The 25,352-nt window shown below is 37.5% G+C and carries 26 protein-coding genes; 5 read left to right on the forward strand and 21 right to left on the reverse strand.

From position 1 onward, the window contains the following. Positions 1-49: 49 nt before the first annotated feature. The 12 genes from ACIQ7N_RS10745 to ACIQ7N_RS10800 form a co-directional block, all read right to left on the reverse strand. On the reverse strand, positions 50-1,966 hold the full coding sequence (locus ACIQ7N_RS10745; RefSeq protein ID WP_402931885.1) for a stage V sporulation protein D: 1,917 nt from the start codon (positions 1,964-1,966) through the stop codon (positions 50-52). 58 nt (positions 1,967-2,024) lie between these two features. Further along, entirely contained in the window at positions 2,025-4,232 is a 2,208-nt protein-coding gene (locus ACIQ7N_RS10750; RefSeq protein ID WP_402931887.1) for a penicillin-binding protein, read from the reverse strand. Then, on the reverse strand, positions 4,229-4,597 hold the full coding sequence (gene ftsL2, locus ACIQ7N_RS10755) for a cell division protein FtsL (RefSeq protein ID WP_132357561.1): 369 nt from the start codon (positions 4,595-4,597) through the stop codon (positions 4,229-4,231). Before ftsL2 ends, ACIQ7N_RS10750 begins: the two co-directional genes overlap by 4 nt. Beyond that, positions 4,598-5,548: a 16S rRNA (cytosine(1402)-N(4))-methyltransferase RsmH gene (gene rsmH / locus ACIQ7N_RS10760; protein ID WP_132357563.1), complete on the reverse strand. Its 951-nt coding sequence runs from the start codon at positions 5,546-5,548 to the stop codon at positions 4,598-4,600. It lies immediately after the preceding gene. A 36-nt stretch (positions 5,549-5,584) separates the two neighbouring features. After that, a complete protein-coding gene (gene mraZ, locus ACIQ7N_RS10765; protein ID WP_142507556.1) occupies positions 5,585-6,016 on the reverse strand; it encodes a division/cell wall cluster transcriptional repressor MraZ in 432 nt (143 codons plus the stop codon). A 253-nt stretch (positions 6,017-6,269) separates the two neighbouring features. Next, positions 6,270-7,886 carry a bacillithiol biosynthesis cysteine-adding enzyme BshC gene (bshC, locus tag ACIQ7N_RS10770; protein WP_402931889.1) on the reverse strand — a complete coding sequence of 539 codons (1,617 nt, stop codon included), beginning with the start codon at positions 7,884-7,886 and terminating at the stop codon, positions 6,270-6,272. A 278-nt stretch (positions 7,887-8,164) separates the two neighbouring features. Continuing rightward, positions 8,165-8,560 carry a DUF3397 domain-containing protein gene (locus tag ACIQ7N_RS10775; RefSeq protein ID WP_402931891.1) on the reverse strand — a complete coding sequence of 132 codons (396 nt, stop codon included), beginning with the start codon at positions 8,558-8,560 and terminating at the stop codon, positions 8,165-8,167. Further along, complete coding sequence (locus tag ACIQ7N_RS10780) at positions 8,557-9,459, reverse strand: ketopantoate reductase family protein (RefSeq protein WP_402931893.1); 903 nt, start codon at positions 9,457-9,459, stop codon at positions 8,557-8,559. Before ACIQ7N_RS10780 ends, ACIQ7N_RS10775 begins: the two co-directional genes overlap by 4 nt. A 619-nt stretch (positions 9,460-10,078) precedes the next feature. Further along, positions 10,079-10,456, reverse strand: a complete 378-nt coding sequence (locus tag ACIQ7N_RS10785; protein WP_132357574.1) for a transcriptional regulator — start codon at positions 10,454-10,456, stop codon at positions 10,079-10,081. A 110-nt stretch (positions 10,457-10,566) separates the two neighbouring features. Then, positions 10,567-11,334: an enoyl-CoA hydratase/isomerase family protein gene (locus ACIQ7N_RS10790; protein WP_402931895.1), complete on the reverse strand. Its 768-nt coding sequence runs from the start codon at positions 11,332-11,334 to the stop codon at positions 10,567-10,569. 163 nt (positions 11,335-11,497) lie between these two features. Continuing rightward, the gene (rpmF, locus tag ACIQ7N_RS10795; protein WP_010858320.1) at positions 11,498-11,671 is read right to left on the reverse strand and encodes a 50S ribosomal protein L32; all 174 of its coding nucleotides are present in this window, start codon (positions 11,669-11,671) and stop codon (positions 11,498-11,500) included. Between the two features lie 24 nt (positions 11,672-11,695). Further along, positions 11,696-12,229 carry a YceD family protein gene (locus ACIQ7N_RS10800; RefSeq protein ID WP_402931897.1) on the reverse strand — a complete coding sequence of 178 codons (534 nt, stop codon included), beginning with the start codon at positions 12,227-12,229 and terminating at the stop codon, positions 11,696-11,698. 187 nt (positions 12,230-12,416) lie between these two features. Here ACIQ7N_RS10800 and ACIQ7N_RS10805 point away from each other — a divergent pair, with 187 nt between their 5' ends. Together ACIQ7N_RS10805 and ACIQ7N_RS10810 are read left to right on the forward strand one after the other, a co-directional pair. Beyond that, positions 12,417-13,628, forward strand: coding sequence for a nucleotidyltransferase (locus ACIQ7N_RS10805; RefSeq protein WP_402931899.1), 1,212 nt, complete (start codon positions 12,417-12,419; stop codon positions 13,626-13,628). 39 nt (positions 13,629-13,667) lie between these two features. Further along, positions 13,668-13,994, forward strand: coding sequence for a hypothetical protein (locus ACIQ7N_RS10810; RefSeq protein ID WP_402931901.1), 327 nt, complete (start codon positions 13,668-13,670; stop codon positions 13,992-13,994). Positions 13,995-14,248: 254 nt separating this feature from the next. Here ACIQ7N_RS10810 and ACIQ7N_RS10815 read toward each other — a convergent pair whose 3' ends face one another. Beyond that, on the reverse strand, positions 14,249-15,295 hold the full coding sequence (locus ACIQ7N_RS10815) for a SepM family pheromone-processing serine protease (protein WP_402931902.1): 1,047 nt from the start codon (positions 15,293-15,295) through the stop codon (positions 14,249-14,251). A gap of 118 nt (positions 15,296-15,413) precedes the next feature. Here ACIQ7N_RS10815 and ACIQ7N_RS10820 point away from each other — a divergent pair, with 118 nt between their 5' ends. Beyond that, positions 15,414-16,313, forward strand: coding sequence for a hypothetical protein (locus tag ACIQ7N_RS10820; protein WP_323652862.1), 900 nt, complete (start codon positions 15,414-15,416; stop codon positions 16,311-16,313). Between the two features lie 359 nt (positions 16,314-16,672). Here the strand turns inward: ACIQ7N_RS10820 and coaD are convergent, their stop codons facing one another. The 3 genes from coaD to ACIQ7N_RS10835 all read right to left on the reverse strand — a co-directional run bounded on the left by coaD (position 16,673) and on the right by ACIQ7N_RS10835 (position 19,371). Further along, on the reverse strand, positions 16,673-17,152 hold the full coding sequence (gene coaD / locus ACIQ7N_RS10825) for a pantetheine-phosphate adenylyltransferase (RefSeq protein ID WP_132357588.1): 480 nt from the start codon (positions 17,150-17,152) through the stop codon (positions 16,673-16,675). A gap of 46 nt (positions 17,153-17,198) precedes the next feature. Beyond that, complete coding sequence (rsmD, locus tag ACIQ7N_RS10830; protein WP_132357590.1) at positions 17,199-17,759, reverse strand: 16S rRNA (guanine(966)-N(2))-methyltransferase RsmD; 561 nt, start codon at positions 17,757-17,759, stop codon at positions 17,199-17,201. A gap of 184 nt (positions 17,760-17,943) precedes the next feature. Next, entirely contained in the window at positions 17,944-19,371 is a 1,428-nt protein-coding gene (locus tag ACIQ7N_RS10835; protein WP_402931905.1) for an RNA polymerase II, read from the reverse strand. Positions 19,372-19,427: 56 nt separating this feature from the next. On the opposite strand from ACIQ7N_RS10835, the gene ACIQ7N_RS10840 reads away from it, so the two are divergent. Then, positions 19,428-19,817, forward strand: coding sequence for a DUF7147 family protein (locus ACIQ7N_RS10840; RefSeq protein ID WP_132357594.1), 390 nt, complete (start codon positions 19,428-19,430; stop codon positions 19,815-19,817). Positions 19,818-19,819: 2 nt separating this feature from the next. Here the strand turns inward: ACIQ7N_RS10840 and ACIQ7N_RS10845 are convergent, their stop codons facing one another. After that, positions 19,820-20,092: a YlbG family protein gene (locus tag ACIQ7N_RS10845; protein ID WP_132357596.1), complete on the reverse strand. Its 273-nt coding sequence runs from the start codon at positions 20,090-20,092 to the stop codon at positions 19,820-19,822. A gap of 282 nt (positions 20,093-20,374) precedes the next feature. Here ACIQ7N_RS10845 and ACIQ7N_RS10850 point away from each other — a divergent pair, with 282 nt between their 5' ends. Continuing rightward, positions 20,375-21,280 carry a glycerophosphodiester phosphodiesterase family protein gene (locus ACIQ7N_RS10850; protein WP_402931907.1) on the forward strand — a complete coding sequence of 302 codons (906 nt, stop codon included), beginning with the start codon at positions 20,375-20,377 and terminating at the stop codon, positions 21,278-21,280. 814 nt (positions 21,281-22,094) lie between these two features. Here ACIQ7N_RS10850 and ACIQ7N_RS10855 read toward each other — a convergent pair. From ACIQ7N_RS10855 to ACIQ7N_RS10870, 4 genes are all read right to left on the reverse strand, one after another. After that, the gene (locus ACIQ7N_RS10855; protein ID WP_402931986.1) at positions 22,095-22,184 is read right to left on the reverse strand and encodes a DUF4306 domain-containing protein; all 90 of its coding nucleotides are present in this window, start codon (positions 22,182-22,184) and stop codon (positions 22,095-22,097) included. Positions 22,185-22,218: 34 nt separating this feature from the next. After that, positions 22,219-23,490: a hypothetical protein gene (locus ACIQ7N_RS10860; RefSeq protein ID WP_402931908.1), complete on the reverse strand. Its 1,272-nt coding sequence runs from the start codon at positions 23,488-23,490 to the stop codon at positions 22,219-22,221. Further along, positions 23,483-24,010 carry an RNA polymerase sigma factor gene (locus tag ACIQ7N_RS10865; protein WP_274067366.1) on the reverse strand — a complete coding sequence of 176 codons (528 nt, stop codon included), beginning with the start codon at positions 24,008-24,010 and terminating at the stop codon, positions 23,483-23,485. The genes ACIQ7N_RS10860 and ACIQ7N_RS10865 overlap by 8 nt, the downstream gene beginning before the upstream one ends. Before the next feature lie 163 nt (positions 24,011-24,173). Beyond that, on the reverse strand, positions 24,174-25,226 hold the full coding sequence (locus ACIQ7N_RS10870; RefSeq protein WP_402931911.1) for a tartrate dehydrogenase: 1,053 nt from the start codon (positions 25,224-25,226) through the stop codon (positions 24,174-24,176). Between the last annotated feature and the right edge of the window lie 126 nt (positions 25,227-25,352).

The following is a 25,352-nucleotide window of genomic DNA, read 5'->3' on the forward strand; positions in this document are numbered from 1 at the left end:
CCTTCATTATAATAGTGGTTCTTTCCCATTTTTTAAAGGTAAAGTTATATTAGTTCTCTAAATAAAGGTGAATGATGCCATCTTGTTTAATAACACTATCCACTTCAGGCAGTTGATTGCCAATTTTAGTACCTTCTCCATGCCACTCAATACGGAATGGATAATGTTGCTTGGCAATATCGTCCTTCGTTTGACCAATAAAACTTGGTACCTTCACAGTAATTGGGTCACCCCAACGATAATCCTTTTCAAGCTGTTCCTTCGATTTTTCAATGCCAACAAAAGGTGCAACGTCTTCAATAATCTGTCCAACGATTGGAGCTGCGATCACACCGCCAAACTGTGTTCCCTTTTTCGGGTTATCTACTGCTACATAAACGACAATTTGCGGATTATCTGCAGGTGCGAAGCCAATGAACGATACGATATATTCACCGTCTTTATAGCGCCCATTTTCCACCTTTTGTGCTGTACCTGTTTTGCCACCAATCCGTAATCCATCTCGGTAAGCTTGACGTCCTGAGCCTTTTGCTACAACAGATTCTAATGCACCTCGTACCTTTGCAGACGTCTCCTCACGAATAACCTGTTTTTTAACTTCTGGTTTAGTCTGTTCTATAACTTCTCCAGTATTAGGATTAATAATTTTCTTCACAACATATGGCGTATAAAGCTTGCCCCCATTTACTGCTGCGGCTACTGCTTGCACTTGCTGAATTGGTGTAACGGCAACACCTTGGCCAAATGAAGTTGTGGCCTGCTCAACAGGTCCAAAAGAATCTTTGGAAAATAAAATCCCTGAAGCTTCGCCAGCGATGTTAGAACCTGTTTTTTTGCCAAAACCAAAATCTTTAACATATTGTAGTAGTTTTTCATTCCCTATTCGTTGACCTAATTCAATAAAGCCAGGGTTACAAGAATTTTCTACAACTTCAAGGAAGGTTTCAGAGCCATGACCTTCACGCTTCCAACAGCGCAATCTTGCTCCTGCAACCATTGAATAGCCTGGATCATAAAAAGTATCCTTCTCTAAATCCACTACATTTTCTTCTAAAGCAGCACTAAGCGTTATAATTTTGAACGTTGACCCTGGCTCATATGTCATCCAAACTGGTAAATTCCGATTGTAGATAGCAGGCTCTACCGTTTGATATGCTGCCGGATCGAAGGTTGGATATGAGGATAACGCTAAAATCTCGCCAGTATTCGGATTCATAGCAATCGCCATTGCTTGGTCAGCATCATAACGCTTCATTGCCTGTGACAGTTCACGCTCGACGACCTGTTGTACATCTACGTCTACCGTTAGCTCGATCGTTGCGCCATCTTCACCAGCCTTCCAGGCGCTCTTTACGTTCGGTAAATTATTCCCTTTCGCATCTGTAAAGATCCGTATTGCAGAAGAATTAGCCTTTAACAACTTATCGTATTCATATTCAATTCCTGCTAAACCTTGAGCATCATAACCTGTGAAGCCTAAAAAACGAGATAGTAGGGTACCGTATGGGTAATCCCTTGAATAATCGACACCGCTATATAATCCCTCAATCTGCATACCTTGTAACTCCACTGCTTTTTCATACGAAATATTTTTCCCTTCAGGTGCCAGCTTTACTAAGTATGCTTTTTCCTTCATTTTTTTCAACAGCTTCTGTTCATCTGCTCCCAAAACTTGCGCAATTTTCGCTGCTGCTCCTTCAATATCCTTACTTTGCGAAGGCATGAAATACAAAGTTGGCGCAAGCTTATTTGTGACAATATTTTTCCCCTTACGGTCAGTAATATGCCCTCGCTCATTGGCAAAAGGAATTTCTCGGTCCCAATTCTCTTCGGCTTTCTTTGTCAGATCTTTTTGATCTAATACTTGCAAGAAGACAAGCCTAATAACAACCGCAATCGCTACAAACATAAACAATACGTATAATATACGCAATCGCTTTTTGGAATGGATAGAAATCCACTTCATTCGACATCACACCTTGTTTTTTACAACGTATGAAAAAAAGTGGGTTTCTATTCAGGGTTTATTCAGTTGTTTCACCCTCGGGCGGGGTCTCTACATCTTGCTTAAAGCTTTCAGCTGGCGTTTTCAGCTTCACGACAATCGGTGAACTATCTGAAATTACCGTTCCTGCCGAAACGCTCTGACTAGCTACAAAGCCCTCTCCGACTACTTCAATTTCTAAATTTGCCATCGTCTTAAAAGCAAGTACATTACGTAACGACCAATTAGTGAAATCTGGTAACGTTATATTACCCTCAGTCTTTAAAAATACAAAATTACCTTTTACTAGTTTTTGAGGACCTTTTGGATATTGGTCAATAATTTTACCGCCATTACCAACAATAACAGGCTTTAAACCATCGTTCGCAAGCTCTACTTGTACAGCCTCAGCACTTTGACCTGTATAATCTTGTATTTTAGTCTCGTCAACATGCTTTACATCTTCCGGATTAACATTTAAATACTTTAAGCTATTTAACATAACGGGGTTAAATACTTTTGAAACTGGTACAGAACCAAGTTCATTCTTTAGCTTTGGCCTTTTTACAGAAACATACATAATGAGCTGAGGGTCATCAGCAGGAGCCATCCCTAAGAAAGAATATAAAAATTCATTTGCTCCCCATGAATAGTTACCATTTCCTAGCGGGATTTGGGCAGTACCTGTTTTCCCTGCAACTTCATATTCATCAAGGATAAAATCCTTCGCTGTACCATTCTTAGCTGTTAACGTAGATGCAAGGATTTCTTTTACTTGCTTCGCCGTGTCGGCTGAAACTGGTTGTCCCTTGACAACGGGCTCATGATTTTGGATAACCTCCCCTGTTGAGGAATCGACAATTCGATCAATAACGTAAGGTTGCATCATCTTTCCACCATTCGCGATCGCTGTCATTGCTTGAATTAACTGAATCGGTGTTACCGTAGAACCTTGACCGAACGTTGTTGTCACTCGTTCTACTGGATATTTCGATAAAAGTGTACCCGACGCTTCATTTGGTAAATCAATGCCTGTTTTCTTACCAAATCCAAATCGATCTAAATAATCAAAAAATACATCGTTACCAATTTTCTTTAAAAGGTGAGCCATCCCTGTATTGGATGAACGTTGGAAACCGTCTAAATAAGTAATTGGACCCCAACCTCTCCCACCATTATGGTCTCTAATAGGCTCGCCAAAAACCCAGTATGTTCCTGACATATAACTTTCATTTGGATACCACGCACCTGTATCAATAGCCGAGGCGAGCGTGAACGTTTTCATCGTTGACCCTGGTTCAATAGTCTCTTCAATAGCTTCGTTCAGCCATTTCATATTATTGCCTTCTCGTGTATCAGGATTAAACGTAGGTCGTTGTGACATCCCTAGGATTTTACCAGTTTTCGGATCTGCTACGATAGCTGTCATCGATTCAGGATTATATTCCTTTTCAACCGCTGTCATTGCTTCCTCTAAAAAGCTTTGAATTGTTTTATCTAATGTTAAATAAATGTCATCACCATTTTTCGCAGGCGTCACCATTTTTTCACTACTCGGCAATAAATAATGGAATGCATCTGTCTCATATTCAACCTTACCGTCTTTTCCGGTTAGTTCTTTGTTATAAGTAAGCTCAAGACCCATTTTTCCTTTTGTCGTGAACGTACCATCCTTATTTTCCTCTTTTAGTGCGAAACCAATTAAGTGCGAGGCAAAGATACCATTTGGATAATAACGTTTTAAATCGTTGATAAATACAATCCCTGGTAATTTCTCCGCTTTGATTTTACTCATAGTATCATGACTTATCCCACGGCCTGCACTTCCAAATTCAACTTGATAAGGCTTTTTGCCCTTATTATTTACCCTAGTAAGCTGTTTATAGATTTTCTCTTCGTCCATAGGAATATATTCTGCTAATATTTTTGCAGTTTTTTCAGCATCTACTACATGGCGAGGTTTTTTTTCATCCGTCGTTGCTTGTTCATTGACGACGGCGATTAGTCGATAACTAAGTGTATCTTCCGCGATGACTTGTCCATTTGTATCGTAAATTTTCCCACGGCTTGCTGATATTGCACTTTCTTTGCTATATTTTGCAGCTGCTCTTGCCGCAAGCTCTTGTCCTTCCACTTCACCCGTCACCTGTAACATAAACATTCTTGAAAACAATAGAAAAAAGAGCCCTCCATAAAAAATTAATAATAGAAAGGCTCCCCATTGGAATCGAAATCTCTTTTTTTTCATTCTCCCGGCACTACCTTTACATTTTTCTCATTTTGAGTTAAACCGAGTTCTTTAGCTTTTTTCCATATGTTATCGTATGTAGAAAGTTCACTTACACGAACTGTCAAGTCAACATTCTGTTTAGCAATCTCTTCTGCTTCAGTTTCGATTTTTTGAATGTCCATGCTTGTCGTTTGAATTGCTGCTTGCTTGTTCAAAACGAGTACCGATAATACAGCAACAATGCTAACTAAAACAATTAGCATTGTTTTTTCAAACTTCTGGTTCGTTTTTTTACGACGGATAATAGTGGGTTGTGGACTAGGGGGTGTTATCGGTTGTTGCACTTGTTGTTGCTGGTGCTGCCTTACACGAACTGCTGCCATTTACTCACGCCCTTTGTCGTTAATTTTCTCAACCACTCTAAGCTTTGCTGAACGAGCACGATTGTTTACTGCCAATTCTTCATCAGAAGGAAGAGTCGGCTTTCTCGTAATAAGCTTTAAAGTTGGCTTCATGTCATCTGGAATCACTGGCAAATTCGGTGGTAATTCCGGTAATGATGACGCTTCCTTAAAAATAGTCTTGCATAGGCGGTCCTCCAATGAATGGAACGTAATGACACTAATGCGTCCACCTACGTTTATCATATCAATCGCATCGACTAACGAATCCTCTGCCGCGCCTAGCTCATCGTTAACAGCAATTCGTATTGCTTGGAATATGCGCTTCGCTGGATGTCCACCTTTACGGCGAGCCGCTGCTGGAATACCCTCTTTAATAAGTTCTACAAGTTGGCCGGTTGTTTCAATCGGTGCCACCTTACGTGCTTCTTCGATTTTACGAGCAACTTGCTTGGAAAATTTCTCTTCTCCATAACGGAAAAATATACGTACTAAATCTTCATATGCCCATTCATTCACAACATGAAATGCTGTAAGTGTTGCTGTTTGATCCATGCGCATATCTAGAGGTGCATCATGGTGATAACTAAAGCCACGTTCTGGTGTATCTAGCTGTGGTGAAGATACGCCTAAATCATATAAAACACCATCAACTTGCTCAATACCAAGCGCTAATAGCTCTTCTTTTAAATAGCGGAAATTCGAATGAACAAATGTCACACGCTCAATATATGGCGCCAATCGAATTTTTGCATTGTTAATAGCTGTCATATCTTGATCGAAGCAAATTAAACGCCCTTTTTCAGATAATTGTTGTACTAAATATTCACTGTGTCCTGCTCCACCTAACGTACAGTCCACATATACACCATCAGGATCGATGTTCAACCCATCAACAGTTTCTTTTAATAACACGGTTGTATGATCGAACATACCACTCGCTCCCTTCGGGCCTTAACTAAATAAATTTTAAAAATCAAAGCCAATCATATTTTCTGCAATTTCATTAAAGGATTGTTCCGACTCACTAAAGTAAGCTTCCCAAGCATCTTTCGCCCATATTTCAATTCGATTCGAAACGCCTAACACGATACATTCTTTCACAAGATGTGCATGCTGCATAAGAGTTGAAGGAATATTTATGCGCCCCTGCTTGTCTATTTCTACCTCCGTTGCTCCAGAAAAGAAAAACCTTGCAAAAGCACGTGTATCCTTTTTGGTCATCGGTAAGTCCTTTAATTTTTCTTCGAGTTTTCGCCATTCATTCATAGGATAGCCAAATAAACAATTATCAAGTCCGCGCGTCACAACAAATGTTTCGCCTAAGGCGTCACGAAATTTTGCGGGCACGATTAATCGTCCTTTCGCATCAACAGAGTGTTGATATTCTCCCATGAACATGCTATTCACCCCACTTTATTAAATAATGTACCACATCCCCCCACTTTCCACCACTTTTTTTAAAAAAAACTTGACATTTTAACACTTAATACGTGAATAGACCTTTAACAACATTTCGAACCCATGATAAATGACACAAAAAAAGAGCTACCCTTAGTAGGATAGCTCTCCATTTACTATTTATGTCGTCATCATTCATCAAGTTAATATTGTATTAAACTGTTAATTGGGTATAAAGTTACAAATATTAGGATTATAAATAAATTAAATAGTGGTGATTGCCAATGCTGTAATTTTGTTTCAGCATTTCAGTAATTAGCATAGGTCCAAACTCATTAAAATATTGATAAGGATTATAAGTTCTTTCCTGGAATCCTTCATTCGGATACAACTCATTTTGTAGCGTCATAAATTTTCGAATTGTCGTTTCATGCTTGTTAAGGACTGTTTGTTCAACCTTTCGCTGTAAATACTCAAATTGCTTTAGATGATTCTCTTTATTTTTCACAAGAATTTTATCTAGTAATAGTTGTTGCTCTTCTAAATAAAGTTGAAGGGCCTCATACTTTTCTAAAAGTTCTTGTTGCATCGCCTGAATTTGATGCTTCGCTTCAGCATCCTGTATTTCAGCAATAAACTGTTCTTTAAGCTGTACCGCTTTTCCACCCCAAACATCGGCAACACTTAAACGATATTCACGTAAAAGTTGTTCTACATGTCTAGTGACAATCGTGATATGAAGACGTGGAGCAAAAATCGGCATTTGTAAGCCTAATACCGTAAACGCATCTTTCAATGTCGCCCAGTACGCAAGCTCCCCTGGTCCACCAACAAACGCAAGCACAGGCAATGTCATTTCCTGCATTAGCGGACGAGTCACAACGTTATTACTTAATTGCTCAGGATGTTTTTCGGCAATTTCTAAAACTTCTTCACGCGATAGCTTGATATTTGCAGCTAGATTTACAAATTGCTGATTTTTTCTTTCTAAAAGATGGCGCTCCCCATCTTCTACATAAAATAAATTGGCCGCCTCATTTGAGGCCAAAATAGGATTGCCATAGCCTGCACGTTCAAGCTCCGCTTCTTTTTCTGTCACCACTCTAGCAATTTCTTCATTTTTATGAATGATGCGGGTAAATTTATCACGCTCATATTGGCGGAATTTAAAGTCCGTTGCATCAATCATCAATAAACCTTCATCTTTAAACAATTGATTCATAAGTTGCGCAAAGAAATCCGTAAATGTTTCACACTCATTAAGAGTATCTACTAATTGTTTCACAAGCATTTCAGTGAATGCTGTTTCGCCCATATCCTTCGCAATCGTATTGATTAATTGTGTCATGGATTCTTTGTTTATACTTGTTTCAGAAGCCATCGTTTTGCGTCTTGAACGTTCACCGTAAACACGTTTTTTAATACCTTCACCACACACTGTATACGTGTGGTTAATTTCCTCTAAATCATGATCTTCACCAGCTATCCAAAAAATAGGAACAACCGGTCGCTGAAGTTTTACACTTTGCTCTTTCGCTAATGCAATGACCGAAATCGCCTTATGCACTGAGTAAAGAGGGCCTGTTAAGATACCCGCTTGTTGCCCACCGACAACTGCAACAGCCCCTTGCTCTAGTTGCTGCAAATGTTCATTCGCTTTCTTCGATAATCCGAGCGGCTCCATAAATTGACGTATGATGGCTGTTAATTCTTTTTGATCATATGCATGCTGATCTAAATATTGCGCTCGTTTTTCAAAAGATTTATCGTTGTATGCGTATTCAAAAAACTCATGGATAGCAGTATTTGACGACCAATAATCTGCTAGCAAACGATTTTTTATGGGTACTTGGATTGACTCCAGTTTCATTTAACACAAACTCCTCTACTCACTAAATCATCTTCTTACTCTTCATAAGCAAACTTGTAATAAAATAAATCCCTTTTGGTACTACTAAGCAATTTGAACGGTTTATCAAATCGACAAACTCCAACAAATATTCAAAAAAAAACGGTATACGATTTTTGTTAGATACTCAAACGTTGTCGTACATAGGAATTTTATTTAATTTATTTGCAATATAGAGTTATTACAATCTTTAATGCTATTATTTTAACGCTTATGGCATCAACATCAAAAGAAAATGCTTAGACAGCTTGTAAATATTCAATAACAGATTGAATAACACCTACCATACAAATAACAATATATGCTGTACTTAACACTAAAAATTGAAAGCGCCAAATTTTCCTAAGGAGCGATTTCACTTCAATTTCCTTTTTCGTCCGCCAATCAATATATGTAAAAATCATCGCCATCATTATCGCAAACGTTACTAATAGTGCACTAACATCGACATTCCACAGCACACCAATTGCTAGTGGTACTGAAAAAAACAAACACACTGTTGTCACGTCCGATGCGACTCCAAAAGCATGAGTGCCTCGAATTTTAACCTTTCGACTAATTAAATAGACAATCACAAAAAGGAGGATTGGACAAAAAATAATGATACTTATTACTATATGTAAAAAATCTTTCAACGTCTTTCACCGCTCTCCTCTATCGCAAGTACTTGGTAGTATAAAGTGCGTAAAGTAGGCAAATTATGACCTTTCGCTAGAGCTTTTTCTAAAATTACCCCTACAATCGTGTCAATCTCACTTTTTTTCCCACGTAACCGATCCGCTAGCATAGATGATGTATTGCTCGCTGTTATTTCACATAACTCTATCACTTTTGAAAAAGGGATAGCTTGTTCTATGCCTTCAAAAGCATCCGTTAATTCTCGATAGATAGTTTGCATCAATAAAAACGCTTGCTTATTCGTTACTAACTCTCCATTCCTCACTTGCAATATTGCCGTTAATGGGTTAATCAAGCAGTTAAATACCGCTTTCTCAAATAACATTTGTTCAGCATTAGCAACCAACTCAAACGGATACAAGGAATTATTCAATTGTAGCAAATTGTTAAACGCATCACCGTTCCCTCGCTCTATCGCCATTTTACAAACACCCACACCCCTATGTTGTACGGTTGCCCGATCTATCATTTGAGCACCAAATGATACAGAGCAAAAGGCAATATTTTTTTGTGGCAAACGAAGAGCTTCATCAAAATGCGCTAAACCATTTTGCATAAACAACAACGAAACTGTACTTGGTAACGCAGATAATTGTCCATAAAGCTCTTGTAATTGACCATACTTAACAGCAATTACAATTAAATCTTGCTGCGATAACTCCATTAAGTTCGTAGTTGAAGCAACTTTTTGTTCAGTTTTCGTTCCATCAACATTCACTCGTGTTAAATACTTCGCATTTAGTTCATCTATCTGTTCCCGCCTTCTTGAAACCAACGTTACAGACATACCAGACTCAGCTAAAAAGCTTGCCGTTAACAGACCTACAGCACCTGCACCAATAATCGCTACATCCACAACTCATTACACCTCCCACATTTACAATGGACGATCTAACATAAGAGAACGCCCTCCTAAACAGTTCTACTGCGATTACATTATAGCTGCTAAAGACCATCAATCAATTTCACCTCGATATAACGGATGCTGTCGCTTCGCTTTCGCACAGAAAACATTTGTTGCTGTCGCTTCGCTTTCGCACAGAAAACATTTGTTGCTGACTCTTTGCTTTCTCACAGATAAATGCCACAGGACGTGGCGTTCTTAAACTGAGTTCTTCTATTTTGTGGCACATGCACCTGTCGTTCGCTTTCGGCACAAAAGACACCTACTGATAGAAGTTAAATGATCCATGTCGTCCCTTTCTACAGAAGGAGGTGCCTTAGAATGATCTCTAAGGCACCTCCTATGCAGGTTCTTTTATTATACAGGATTGACTAAGTGTTTACGATAATATAAAAAGTGAAACTTTAATCAGTCGTTTTTTCTCACTAATTATCAGCCTTCACTTATTGGAATCGGACCGTTAATGAGGGATAAATATTTTTTTGAAACACAGCATTATGTTTTCATTCAAGTTTACATTTTTTCTAAGTACTTACTCTACAGCACGTTTAACTTTTGGCAGCATCCTTATTTAATCTTTCATTAAAGAATACCCTTGCTGCAACCATTTCACTAGTTTATCATGCTCATTTTGTAATTCACGATGCCTTACTTCGAGACTTTGATAGGCTTCTGTTAATTCATCAAAACTTGTTAATGCCAGTTTCAAATGACTTCGCATCGATTGTTGTGGCTGATTTCGGACAGCTAGTAGTGACTGACTATATTGACTACGTAATGTTTTATTCCAACGGAAACCACAAGCTTGTTTTGTACGACCTAGTTCAGCAGCAGCCAATTCAAAAGCTTCTAGCTGTGTTTTGCCATTTTGCACATTATGCAACACAATTTCTGCTAATCTTTCATCGTCTTCCTTTGTCCATTGATCTTTTCTTTTTTTCAATTCCATAATCTATCACCCTCGCATTTTTTACTACTATATGCGTGAGCAAGCAAAATAGAATCATCGAATTAAAAAAGACAGTGATTATGTTTTGTTATAATCACTGCCGTTATACATTATTTATTGTTTTTCTTTGTTAGGAAATTAGCAACTGCCTCGTGGTGAGCTTCACTTTCCCACAATTTCGCACATGTTCGAACTTCCTCCATAACACGTTCATACATATTACGTTCACGCCACTTACGAAGCTCAATTTCTTTATAAGCCTTATGAACAGAAGGATGAATTTTACGCATATGTTCGATAAAATTATTCAATGCCTCTTCTTTTGAACCTTCAAAAACGCGCATTGCCCAACCAATCTCATATAGTAATTCTGCTGAATATGGCTTCGCATCGACTAGCATCTTCATCGCACGATCATGGCGTAATCCTCGTTCGAATAAGTATGTACCGCCTCCCCAGCCACTCGTAATTGCTAATGTCCCCTGTATAAAACCACACTTCGCATGACTTGCCACTAGACGAAAATCGCAAGCTGTTGCAATTTCACAACCTCCACCAACCGCTGTTCCGTTTATCAACGCAATTGTTGGCACAGGCAACGTTGCAAGCTCGTATAATATTTCGCCCATCTTACTTAACATCCCAAACGCTTCATCCTCTGTTTCGAGCGTATGGAATTCAGATAAGTCGCCTCCCGAGCAAAATGATTTATCCCCTACTCCCGTAACGACTAAAAAACGAACATCATCATGATTTCGAATATATGTAATGACTTCTTGTAACCCATCCATAACCTCATCATTTACCGCATTCCGTTTTTCTTCTCGATTAATCGTAAACGTCATAATACCTTCTTTGTTATCAATTATGTAAGCCATACTATTTCCCCCTTTGTCCCGATGGATAAATTGTATCATACAATTATTATAGTACTATATATCTTTTCGTTATTGCCGGAAAATTCCGTCTCTTCAAACCAACAAAAAGGCTAGTAAAGAGCCATGGTCTCTCTACTAGCCTTTTAAGTGAGCAAACACTGTATTATTTGCTTACTACTTCTTTACCTTTGTATTGTCCGCAAGCTTTGCAAACACGGTGTGATAATTTAGCTTCACCACAGTTTGGGCAAGCTACCATACCAGGTACAGATAATTTGAAATGCGTACGACGCTTTCTTTTTGCAGTTTTAGAAGTTCTTCTAAATGGTACAGCCATTGATGGCACCTCCTTACAGATCGTCTATTCGTCTGTTTGATCAAAATACTTAGCTAAATTAGCAAGTCTTGGATCCACTTTTTGTTCGTCAGCTTTTTTGTGTAGTTCAACGTCTTCATCCGTCGCGTAAGTCCAATTTTTCCCACCATGCACTTGCCCTTCGGAATTTTCCTTGAACACTTGCATAGGTACTTCAAGAAGCACTAACTCCTCAATAACCGGCTTCATGTCGATTACTTCACCATTAATATAGTGAATATCTCCGTCATCTTCCCCTCGTTTTTCCTCGTCAATCCAGCTGAAAATTTCAACTGTCTCAACTTCGATAGGAAACTCAACATCTTCCCATGTGCGTGCACATGGTAATGTTAACGTCGCTGCCACAGTTAGCTGACATGTCATTTGCGATGCACCGAAAGTACATAGCCCTTTTACATGAACGGGCGAAATTGCTCGAATATCCTGGTTTCGCTCCATCACCTCGTCCAGTTGGACATAGGCATCGATTGGCATCCCGTTTTGGCGGTATTTAGATAATTGATGAATTGACCATTTCATTCGTTTAATCACCTCGAGACAACACTGTTGATTATATAATGTGTAAAAATAGATGTCAAGATAATTTCTTGTCACCACAATAAAACCCACCTATAATTAAATATTATAAAAACTGTATTTGCTCCAAACCGTTCTATATTCTAAGTAAGAACGAGAAGCAAATGACATTGGTAAAGGGGGCTTAAATTTGCAAGCAGTCGGAATAGTTGTTGAATACAATCCTTTTCACAACGGACACGCCTATCATTTGGAGCAGGCAAAAAAAGTAGCACAAGCGGATATTGCCATTGCAGTCATGAGTGGAGATTTTTTGCAGCGTGGTGAACCAGCCATGGTTGATAAATGGACACGTACAAAAATGGCTCTTGCAGGTGGTGTTGATATTGTCATTGAACTACCCTACGTTTATAGTACCGCACCTGCAACTGATTTCGCAAAAGGAGCAATTTCCTTACTATCTGCAATTGGTTGCGATTCTTTTGCCTTTGGAAGCGAAGACGGTTCCATTCAACCCTTTATGAATACGTTTCAGCTCATTAATAATCATCGCGCTGACTATAACACTCTTATTAAAGAAAGCCTTAAAACGGGTGCAAGCTATCCCAAAAGTCTACATTACGCCTATGAACAGCTTTCTCAAAAATTCCCTGCAGCATACATTGATTTGGGACAACCAAACAATATACTTGGTTTTCATTATATTGAGGCTGCCACGACTCTAGGTAGTAACATTAAACCTTTTACGATCCCTCGCATTGTTGCAGGCTACCATGACGCTTTGCAAGAAGGGGCATCCATAGCTAGTGCCACAGGAATACGCAAGGCTCTAGCATCAACCAACACGCTTCAAAGTGTGGAAGATTTTCTCCCTAAAGCATCGTTTGATTATTTAGCGGATTGGTACGAAAAACATGGTGAATTTGCAAGTTGGGAAACTTTTTGGCCATTGTTACAGTTTACGCTTATTCGTCACACACCTCACGAACTTACGCGCTATGCAGAAGTAACAGAAGGCATTGAAAACGCTCTAATTAAAGCAGCGAAAACAAGTCATTCATTCAGTAGCTTTATGGAGAAAATTAAATCAAAACGCTACACTTGGACGCGACTTCAACGCATGCTCACACACATTTATACTGGGTTTACAAAGGAACAGTTGCAAAGCTTTGACGCCCCATCTAGCATACGTTTACTTGGTATGAGCACGAAGGGACAACGATATTTAGGCATGCATAAAAAAGATATACCTTTACCTTTAATCAGTCGTGTAGCTGCTATGGATGATGCTATGCTTGCTGTAGATATACATGCAGCAGAGGTATACAATTTAAGTATAGAACAAGGAACAAAAAGGCAAAGTCTTCCTAAAGATTATCAAACACCACCGATTCGTTTTTAAGAAATGGAAAACCACAAAAAATTCTTCGGGGGTATGGCTTTGAAGTATTCTTTATTTTGTTATTATTTTTTGATCATTTTCTTGTTAATAGGATGCAATTCTTCATCTTCTTGGGCATTTCAATTCGTAAAGTACAATAATACACATTACATTATGACTGAAGAAGTTTTAGAAAATAACCAACTTGGCGAAAAGTTAGGCGAAGTAAAATACGACCTCAACAAAGAGCAAGACAGTAAAGAATTGTCTTCAAATATTTATCCAGTTGGAACAAAAATTTATGCTATTAACAACATAGATACTTTAAAAGCGATTGCCGTAGTTAATGAAGAAGGAGAAATAATAAAACTTGTAGCAGAGAATTAAGTTAAATTTTTAAACATCAAGATAAACAAAAAAAGCCTGGTTACTCAATTAATTTTGAGCACGGGCTTTTTTATCATTTTTTCCATAGCGTAAGTAAGCGATTAGAGGAACGAAGGCTAGGAGCTACTCCCTGTAATACGCCTTCGTACTGCCGCTGTTGCTAGACAAACCTCTTTAATTGCTCAAGGTCTCATTGGACACTCCCAGGAAAGAACCCAGCCGCAACGGAAACTAACCATCGTTACAGTAAAAACCTATTTCGGCTGTAACTGTTTTAAATATGCGATTGCATCATCCACAGTTTTAACCGGAACTATTTTCATTTTTGTTCCAATTTCTTTCGCAGTCTTTACTGCTGTAGCATAATTAGATTCCAGTTCAGGATATTTAGCTTTCATTTCTGGCGTAATTTCATCATCTGGTGCAAAAAAGATTTCCATACCATCACGATCAGCAGCAATGACTTTATAGTCTATTCCACCAATTCTTCCAACAGAGCCATCTACCAGCATTTCACCTGTCCCCGCAATAGCATAACCTTTCGTTAAATCTTCTTCGAGAAGTTGATCTAAAATTTCTAAGGTAAACATTAGTCCAGCAGACGGACCACCAATATCCTCCGTTTTCATAGACACACTTGGATTTGTTTCAATAGATTTACTTTCAGTATAAGTAATACCTAATCCTGCCCTTTTCTCCTCTGATTTAGGGATTTCCTTTAATGTAATCGTTACCTCTTGTTCTTTTGTCTTACGATTAAATTTAATTGTCACCTTATCTCCAAGTTGCTTTGGCTTTAAAAGATCTACAAGTGTTTGTTGATTTTTAATTTTTTGTCCATCAACCTCAATAATTTCATCACCAGCTTTTAATAAATTATCCGAAGCACCGCCATCTAGGACATTTAATACAAAAACACCATTAAAAATAATTTTTGTTTGGAGACCAGCCCTCTGAAAAGCTACATACTTTGCATTAAATTGAGAATCTGACATTAATTTAAACTGTCGAACATTATATTCCTCTTCATCCTCTAATGGATTTCGAACTTGCTCAATATCCATTAGTTTTTGATATTTTTGAGTTTTCGCCCATAAATATGAAAAAGGCGTTGCTTGCTGCATAGCCACCGTCATTAAGCTCATTGATCCTTTATCATCGGTGTGACTATTTTCAACGTTAACGAATTTACTGACATCGTAAGCACTTCCCGGCTTCATGATATAAGCGTCTAGTCGGTATAACATTAAAAAACAAATGACGACTATTAACACTGCATAAATACTAATTTTTTTCTTCAAAGAAAAACACCTCCTAGGACGCTCGCAAAACCATACGTTCATGTTTTTGCCTTTTTTACATATATTGATTTTAGCATTTGCCTATGTGAATGACAAAAAGTTGAAACGAGATGATAACATGTATGCGATAATTCAAATAGCGATTTGCATAGTTCTTATTCTATTACTCTTGTTATTCCCACAAACTGCTCATAACGGTACTGATTTAGGTTTAAACCTTTTTATGGAGGCCCTTTTCCCGTATTTATTACCTTACCTTATTTTAACGCAATGGCTTCTTCGTTTAACAGCTCCTATGCGAACTAAAACAAAAAGAGCTTCTTTATACGTACAAGCCTACATTATTAGCGCACTCGGAGGGTATCCATCTGGAGCAACAACGATTGTTTACTTAAAAAACAGTGGGCAACTACATCCAAAAGAAGCAAATTTTTTATTAGCCGTATGTCACGCACCTAGTCCTCTTTTCGTACTAGGCTTTGTAAGCCTTGATTTATTACACAGTAATACGTTCGGATGGATGTTTTTATGTTTACTACATAGTTTTAATATTTGCTGTTTAATAACTGGTTATTTCTTATTTCGTAAAACGGATCCTCCTAGCATCTCCATACACAATACACCTTTGCATACAGCACCATTTTCTGAAAGTATTAAAGAAACAGCACCGACAATACTATTAGTTGGCACTACAATAATTTTTTTCACTACCATCCAGACGATCGTCCAGCAAGGCTTAGATTCACTGCTACCTAAACTTCCCTATACAGCCGAGCTTTCCATAGCAGCCATTCTTGAAGTTACAAATGGACTTAAAATGACCGTCTCAGCATTTCCAGATCTCCCATATTTACCATTACTAGTTGTTATGTTGTTAACTATGCAAAGTATAAGCATTCATTTACAAATTTTCGTCATTGCGAAATCAGCCAAGCTTTCCGTTCGACCATATATAAAATTCCGCCTACTTAGCATAATCATTGTACCCACTATTTATGCTCTTTTTTTCTTAAAATAAATAATCGTTCTTTAGAGTAAAGATAAGGTTTAGGAGTAAAGACTGGACGAGTAAGCACAGTAGAGGACATCAATCATTTCCCCTACTCTAGTTTCGCAGAAAGTATGATGATAATTCCTAAATCCAATTTTAAATTTTACGTCAAAAAAGCGCGGGAAATCAACGTTTCTAAAATTGATTTCCCGCGCTTTTTAAGGCTTTAGTTTTTGTCCCAGCCTCACTCTTTTAGTTTATTAACAATTATGCCTCGTTGCTGTCGCTTGCGTAGCGATCTTAGACTGATTTCCCTTATTTCAGCGGATGTCTTGTACCGAAAGTTTAGCAACAGGTACAGCCGTTTGAACACGGGCTGAAAAAAGTTAGTACTTTTCCTTCAAAGCTTCTACAACACAAGCAGGAACAAGCTCGCTAACATCACTACCGTATTTCGCAACCTCTTTCACAATACTTGAGCTTAAGAATGAATATTGATTTTTGGTCATAATGAAAAACGTTTCAATAGTTTCATCAAGAAAACGGTTCATCGAAGTAATTTGCATTTCGTATTCGAAATCCGAAACAGCACGTAAACCACGGACAATCGCTTTTGCTTTTTTTTCCTTAGCATAGTCTATTAATAGCCCCGATGAACTTTCAATACGTACATTAGGCAATGTTTTAGTGACTTCTGCCATTAATGCCATGCGCTCTTCCACTGAAAATAACGGCTGCTTGGATGAATTATTTAAAACAGCAACATAAACTGTGTCAAATACATCTGCCGCCCGTTTAATAATATCTAAGTGACCAAATGTCACTGGATCAAAACTTCCAGGAACTACAGCAATCTTCTCTGACAACTTATTCTCCCTCTTCCTCTATGCAACGATCAATGTCCAAGGGGTCTTAGACACCCTCCGAATGAAGATACACGGATATAATCGTTCCGCCATATGTTTCTTGTCTTTTTAATACAAAGTCCCCAAATATTTGTGGTAATTCTACTTCTTTTGCATGCTCACATAAAATAATGCCATCATGTTGAATTTTATCATTGTCAACAAGAATCTGCACTAAGTCATAATATTCTTTATGATGATATGGTGGATCTAAAAATACTAATTTAAACGTAATATCACGTTTTAATAACGCTTTCACAGCACGCTTCGCATCGATACGAAAAAGCTCAGAGCAATCCTCGTAACGACATTTTTTTATGTTATCCTGTAGTACTTGGAACGCCTTTGCATCTTTTTCAATAAATACGGCGTGCTCAGCCCCTCTACTTAAAGATTCGATACCTAAGCCACCGCTCCCTGCAAATAGATCGAGCGCCGTACCTCCATCAAAGAATGGGCCAATAATATTAAATATGGATTCCTTTACTTTATCAGTTGTAGGTCTCGTCGTGTTCCCTGCAATTGCCTTTAAAGGCATCCCTTTACGTTCTCCTGCTACAACTCTCATAGGTAAATCACCGTACTTTCTTTTTCCATAAATCAATTTCGCCTTGACTTAATTATTGTTGGTGTTGCTGATGCTGTCGCTTCGCTTTCACACAGTCAAAACCCTGTTGTCGCCGCAGCAACAACAGGCTGATTGAAGATAAAAGCATTTTTGCAGCGAAAGACGAACCTCCGCTGCAAAAAATTTATTCTTGTTCTTGTGTTAATAACTTAATATTGATACGACCATCACTTTTTTGTAATTCTACTAAAAATAATCGTTGTAGCCAAGCTTCTTCTACATAATAATTATTGGCAATTTTAATAATCGGTGCTGAAATCGTCGAATATCTACGTTGATTAAAGACATAAAATCCTGGTTCTTTCGGGAATCGGAAGGTACGATTATCACTATTGATATAATACCCATTTTCACCTTCACCAGCAGTATAGCCTAAATAAGGTAACAATTTATCAGCATTATATAATACTTGCCCTTCATAAAGTATTACACGAACGTCTTTTTTCAAAACATCATTCACGTAAACACTTCGTTCATCCTCAAATAATAGTGGATATGTGCCATTTTCTTGGGCAGCATTTAACTTAAAATAAGATGTTTTTGCATCTAATACCTCGGATAAAAGCTCGTCCATTGATGCAGGGGAAATCGGCTCTTCCCCAAGTTTATTCAAAGCTTCCTGCCACGTCGACTCTTGATTAGCTGTCATATATTCTTTTAACGTCTTCACGATTTTCTTAGCTTTATCTGAGCCAATCGTATCTTTCACTAAATAGGATGCCACCACTTCCGGCAACCATGTCGGTGAATCTTTAAACTTATATTGCGACTTTATTTGCGACAGTATAACTTCCTGTTCAACAGCTTGTTCAGTTAGCTCTGGTAAAAATAAAAGTCGGTCATCATGTTCTTTCACTGGATTCTTTTCTTGAATAATAGCGATATGTTGATCATTCAAAAACTTAAAATTCTCCAATGCTTTTAAGAAATCTTTCGAAATAGCACCCGGGGCATAAATAGACAATACAGGAGTTTGCTCTTGTACTTTTAAATTACCCGTTTGCCAATAAATATCACGGACTGTACCATATCCACTAAACATTGTATAGTTAACAAGTGATAGTTTTTGCTGACCTACTAAAGGCAAGCCCGTTACCCACTGACCAACAGTTTTACTATCTGTTGAAATATGTACAACAGAGTAAGATGATTCACCATTCGTTAATGTGGCGAAAGCATTTTGGATGAGCATTTTATCTTGTAAGCCACCCTTAATTGGAATTATGTATGAAACAGATTGTGATTTAGTCTCCCCTTTATTAAAATACGAGACTTCTTTTGATAGGCGATCACAACTTTTTTCGTTATCGATAAAGCAACTAGGATTAATCGCATTTTCTGGCCACTCTATCTTCACTTTTTGGTTGGGTAAATTTTTAAAATGTTGACGAATATCCAAGCTATTTTCTCGATAGACAATTTCTATCTCTTGTGAATAACGGAATTCGCCATTGCCTGTCTCTAAGTCAGAAGAATAAGCATGGTACTGAAAAAATAACGTTCCGGTAATGATTAGTGCTAAAATAGAAAAAAAACTCATTGCAAATTTCATGTGCTTGACCTCCCGCAGCATGATACTATGTGTATTGGAAAGGATGTGCAATTTTTATGCCACAACAATTTATAGAATTAGGTGAAGGCTATGGTGATGTTTATGAGCTACTTGAAATAGTGAAAACCAATCAAGATCGCTTCCACCAAGCCTTTATACTAACATCCACTAAAGAAGAAAAAAAGGTTGCCTCTTTAGCAGTCGCTTTAAAACCAGTCGGTGAAAGTAAATTCATGCCGATTTATATTTGTCGAGAAGGCATCCCTTATAATGAAGAGCAGCCTTCGCAGCGACAAAAAATGTTTGAAGAAAGTATTAAACGACTAGATCGAAAAGCGGTTGTTGTAGAAATAAAGCACTCTTCTATATTTTCGGAATCAAAACTATTTTATCAATACTTGATCGGAATAATGAGACTTCATCACTATATTCCGTCGTTAACATAGTATTATAGACCCGCTTTGTAGTCATATTCTTTCGCTTTATCTGGTTTTGCATTTTCATACTCAGTTTTAACAAATGGACGATAAGACTTTACAACGTCTTTCACGAATGGAAGGCGTTGTAGTTTTGTTGTCATCGATTCAATTTCCTCTCGCTCGCAATAAATCACTACATATTTTTGCCTCCGAGAAATATAAAGAACATGACCATACTTTCGAAGAGACTTCGCATGTTTTAATTGATGGACGTAAACGATTAGTCCTTGGCGTTCGTTCATAGTATTCCCCTCATTTCTTACATAAAAGAATACCATAGACCGGAAAATGATAGCAACAGAGTTTAGCTGACAGAACGCTCAATTTTCCGTTATAATGGAAAAGCATACAACTTTGACTACACGTTTTACATTCACTTATGCAAGTTATAGAGTACTAGTTTACGTTAGATTGCTCACTGAAAAATCAATTATGCATCGGCATAATTGTAGCTGATGCTTTGCTCTGAAAAAGTCAAATTGCCAGTACTATTTATATTAATTTAATTGTTAAGGAGGACAAATATGGGTAAGAAAACAAAGATTGCTCTTGCAATCGCAGCGGCAAGTGCAGCTGCTTGGGCAGGTAGTAAAGCTATTTCTAAACCTCAACAACGAGAGGGTAAACAAGCATTACAATTTGATCACCCAATTATTCTCGCACATCGTGGCGGTGCTCATTTAGCACCTGAGCATACAATGCCTGCTTTTGAAAAAGCCGCACAGCTAGGTGTTGACGGCTTTGAAATAGATATTCGCCTAACCAAAGATGAGGAAATTATCGTTTTCCACGATGATACTGTCGATCGTACGACAGATGGCTATGGACTTGTTGCAGATATGACTTTTGCGGAAATAAATGCATTAAACCACGGTTATCAATTTAAAGATTTAGATGGGGAATATCCTTATCGAGATGAAAAAATAGACGTTGTATCATTACGTGAACTATTAGAAGCTTATCCAAATATGTTAATAAATATTGATATTAAAGATGCACCAGATACGTATGAAGGAAGTTTAATGCCATCTAAACTATGGCGTTTAATTGAAGAGCTTGGTGCTGAGAATCGAGTAGTTGTCACAAGCTTTTACGGTGAACAAATCGATCGCTTTAATTTATATGCACAAAATAAAGTAGCGCTCGGTGCAGGTGAATCAGATATTCGTAAAGCATTCGCCTCTTTCTCAAGCCAATTTGGACATTTATATCATCCAAAGGTAGACGTATTCCAGATACCGCCTAAATCAGGAGTAATCACACTGGAATCTCCAAAGTTTATCCAGTTTCTGAATAATTTAAACATTCCTGTTCATTATTGGACAATCAATGACGCAGCAACAATGAATAAATTAATTCACAACGGTGCAAAAGGTATTATTACAGATCGACCTGATATTGCTGTAGAATTACTACAAAAACAAAAATAATAAAATGGAGAGTAGGATCCATTTTATTATGATTAACACATTAATTGGTAAGGGCCTTCTTTTAACAGCCCTTACCTTTTTTAATTCTCTACCTATTATAATTAGCGGGTACAAGACAGCTGCCCTATATGATGAATTTTGGTGCAAAATCTCATTTTTAGGATAAGCATTTGTCCCCAAAGAGCCGCGTCCTATTGTTGAAGATCACAAAATATAAAAAATAACGGCTGCATACATACGTTGTAATGAAGTAAACTATATTATTAAAAGCACAAATGATTTTGTTCTTTATTCGTTTAGTTACAGAATAGGTCGGAATTATTAAAAAAGAAGGAGAGATACGATGTTCGATCAAGTTGCGTATTTTATTTTTCAAGGACTGCTTATTCTAACGGTTTTGGTTGTTGTGGTTGGCATCCCTCTTGGGGATACACTGATTAGAAAAAAATAAAACTGTATCCAAGTGGATGCAGTTTTTTAATTTAACATGCTTTGTTTCCATAATATATTTAGGGATTGATGAAAAATGGGGAGCCCTATTGAAATAAAACACTCGTTACTTTAAATACATTTCTTTACAAATTTTTTATTTTTGCCATCAGATAATGCTTTGACTTTCTTAACCATACTATAACGGTAACTGCTATACTTAACCGAAAAAAATTCTCCCTCCACTAGTTGGTGAATTAAAAACTTAAACCACTAAGTAAAACACATAAACCACCTGTTAATCCCCAAAAGCCAACTGCACATTTAGTATTGCGTTTTATTAAATAGTAGCCAATTACACTCCGAATGTAGAGTACACTAACCATCATAAATTAAATAACTCTGTAAACGTTGTTGAATACTTCCATTCCAAAGAATTTTCTATAATGGCACTTCCCTCATACCAAGCTATAATTCATTATTTCCGATACTAGAAACGTCCTCTTATGTTAAAAATCCACTTTAAATCCATTAATTATAATGGATTTAATTTGTTCGGGCTTTAATGGTTCCTCTGACATTAACTTTAGTTTTACTTGATTTTCATCCGTGAAAGAAACTAAACTTGTCAATTCCTTATGACTTCCGTCTTTATTAACAATTGTAGCCGTTAATTCTTCTGTTTCTGTCGCATCGCCTTCCCCTATGACTGTTAAACCCAGCGGAGAAATCTTCAGCTCTTTCGCTTTCCAGTCACCAAAATTCTTAGCAAATGGCACTGACTGCCCACTCATCTCTTTTAGTTTAAAGGTTGCTTCCCAATCACCCTCCACATATTGACCAGCTGTATAAATCTTGGCCTGTAACCCATACTCAGCTAGATCGATATCCTTAACATCAAATATATTTTCCTCATAATTATAAGCATAAATGGGTGCTCCTTGTTCATCTCTCCCATAGGAATAACTCTCTATAGGATGAATCTTCTGCCCGGCTTGATTTACCAAATAAAATTGTCCGTGTTCAATCGCATTATTGGCTGGCCACTCTATTTGCACATAGAGTTTATCATTATGAAGTCCTATATTTGTCATTCGTATTCCGTCATATAGTTGGGGTTGAATATTCAATTTACCTGCAGGCAGTACATATACATCCTCTTCAGGAGATGCTCCACCTCGAATTGTCCCATCTGGCAAAAACTCTGTTTGTTGTTCTTTAACATCTTGTAAATCTAGAGGGAATGTTACATCCTCTAACACTGATTTATCACTTAAAAAAGAACGGATTTTTAACTTAAAATTATCTGTACTACTCCCATTAAATGACATAAATCGAACTAAGGCTGTTTTCGTTGTAGCATCATAACCGATTCTTTCAACAGTAAAAGACCGTCCTTTTGATATGGAATAATCATAAATATCCAATGTTTCATCAATACGGTTTCCTTCAACATCCTGCAATGTCACATACACTACTGCCATATCTTCATCTTGCATTGCTGAAACGATCTCCATTTTTATTCCATCATATTCAACAGTACTTTCTATTGGTTGAAGTAATGCAGCTATTTCAGGGCTAATTTGCCATAGCAAATTTTTTACATTGTCATTCATTGCAGCACCAACTGTAATAGAGCTAGCTAGAAATACGGTAGCCACTGATGGAATGAGCCATGTTCTCTTCCTTTTTTTCTTTACTTGGCTAACACCCATTTTCGCTCTTTTGTGTAAATCCTGCGGCAATGGAATCGACTCTACTGACTCTTTTAACTTATCCATAAAAATCTGCCTCCTCTACTTGAACACGTAACTTTTTCAATGCACGATAAAGAATTGACTTTACTGTTCCTAATGGGATTTGGAGCGTGTCAGCAATTTCTTGAAAAGTATAGCCCTCATAATATTTCAGTAATACAATTCCTTTTTCATCACTTGTTAATTCCTCTAGCATCTGTTGTAGCAAGACTTTAACGGTATGGTCACCCTGTTCAAACTGTATATTGTCTATGTATTCATTTTGCATAGGCACAATCTTTTCCAACTTTTTCAAACGATTCAGTGAATTACTAATGGTAATCTTAATAAGCCATGTTTTAATGTACGCAGGTTCTTTTAAGCTTTCAATTTTATCGAACGCTTTATAAGCGGTTTCTTGTACAATATCTAGAGCCTCCTCTTCATTCTTTAAATAAACAAACGCCATTCGATATATATCTGCTTCATACATTTGAAAAAGTTTTAAAAAGGCTTTTTCATTTCCTTTTTGGGCTTTTTTAATTAAACGAATAATGTAACTCACTCCCTTCTATACATTAGACAATTTAGTTCATGATTTAGCTTAACTAATTTACATTTTCCCATAAAAAAAAGGAAGAATATTCTCCCTACGGTTTCATTTATATTATTCCAATTAATTTTTAAACAGCGGGGCTGAAGAAAACCCCACTGTTTAAAGTTTTGCTTTAGTGTAGATGATGTAATACTGCATCCGTTACATCACGTAATGTCGCTGTTCCGCCCAAATCGCCTGTTTTAATACCTTCTGCTAGTGTTGCCTCCATCGCATTTAGCACTTTTGTACCGATTTCATGATAGCCTAAGAAATCAAGCATCATTTTACCTGTCCAAATTTGTCCAAGTGGATTTGCTATACCTTGTCCTGCAATGTCTGGAGCAGAGCCATGGACTGGTTCAAACATGGATGGATATTGTCTTTCTATATTTAAATTTGCAGCTGGAGCAATTCCGATACTTCCCATAATTGCACCACCTAAGTCTGTTAAAATATCCCCAAATAAATTGGATGCAACAATGACATCAAAGTTTTCTGGCTTCATTACTAAAAAGGCAGCTAAAGCATCAATATGATTAGATACTTGTCCTATATTCTCGTAATCTTTACCTACTTGCGCAAATATTTCATCCCAAAAAGGCATACTGTATGTAATTCCATTAGATTTTGTGGCACTTGTAACATGCTGGCGTCGAGTTTTCGCCATTTCAAATGCATATCGCATGGCACGCTCTGTTCCCTTCCTTGTAAAAATAGCATTTTGGATAGCCACCTCATCCTGTCCACTATGTATTCTGCCACCACTCTCCGCATATTCTCCCTCTGAGTTTTCACGTACAACAACAAAATCAAAGCCATTTGGGTTACGTAAAGGTGAAGGTAAACCTTGAAGCAATTTTGCTGGACGCACATTAATAGCTTGCTTCATCTCACGGCGAATTTTAATAAGTAGGCCCCATAATGAAATATGGTCTGGTACTAAATCTGGCATACCTACAGCACCTAAAAAGATTTGATCGTAACCTTTCAAAATTTCAATACCATTATCAGGCATCATTTTACCTGTCTCTAAATAATAATCACAACCCCATGGGAATGTAGTCCATTCAAATTGAAAGCTGCCATCTAATTGAGCGGCTTTATCAAGAACTTCTATCGCCGCTGGTACTACCTCTTTACCAATCCCATCTCCTGGTATAACGGCAATTCGATAAGTCTTCATCTGTTAATCCTCCTTTAATTTCTATAACACCTATGCACTTACTATACAATTTTTCTGCAGTAATTACACCCTGGTGTTTATGACTGTAGTATAAAAAAAGACTGTATAGAAACTCACCCGAGTTTG

The organism is Lysinibacillus sp. NPDC095746, from assembly GCF_044763535.1.
Lineage (GTDB): Bacteria > Bacillota > Bacilli > Bacillales_A > Planococcaceae > Lysinibacillus.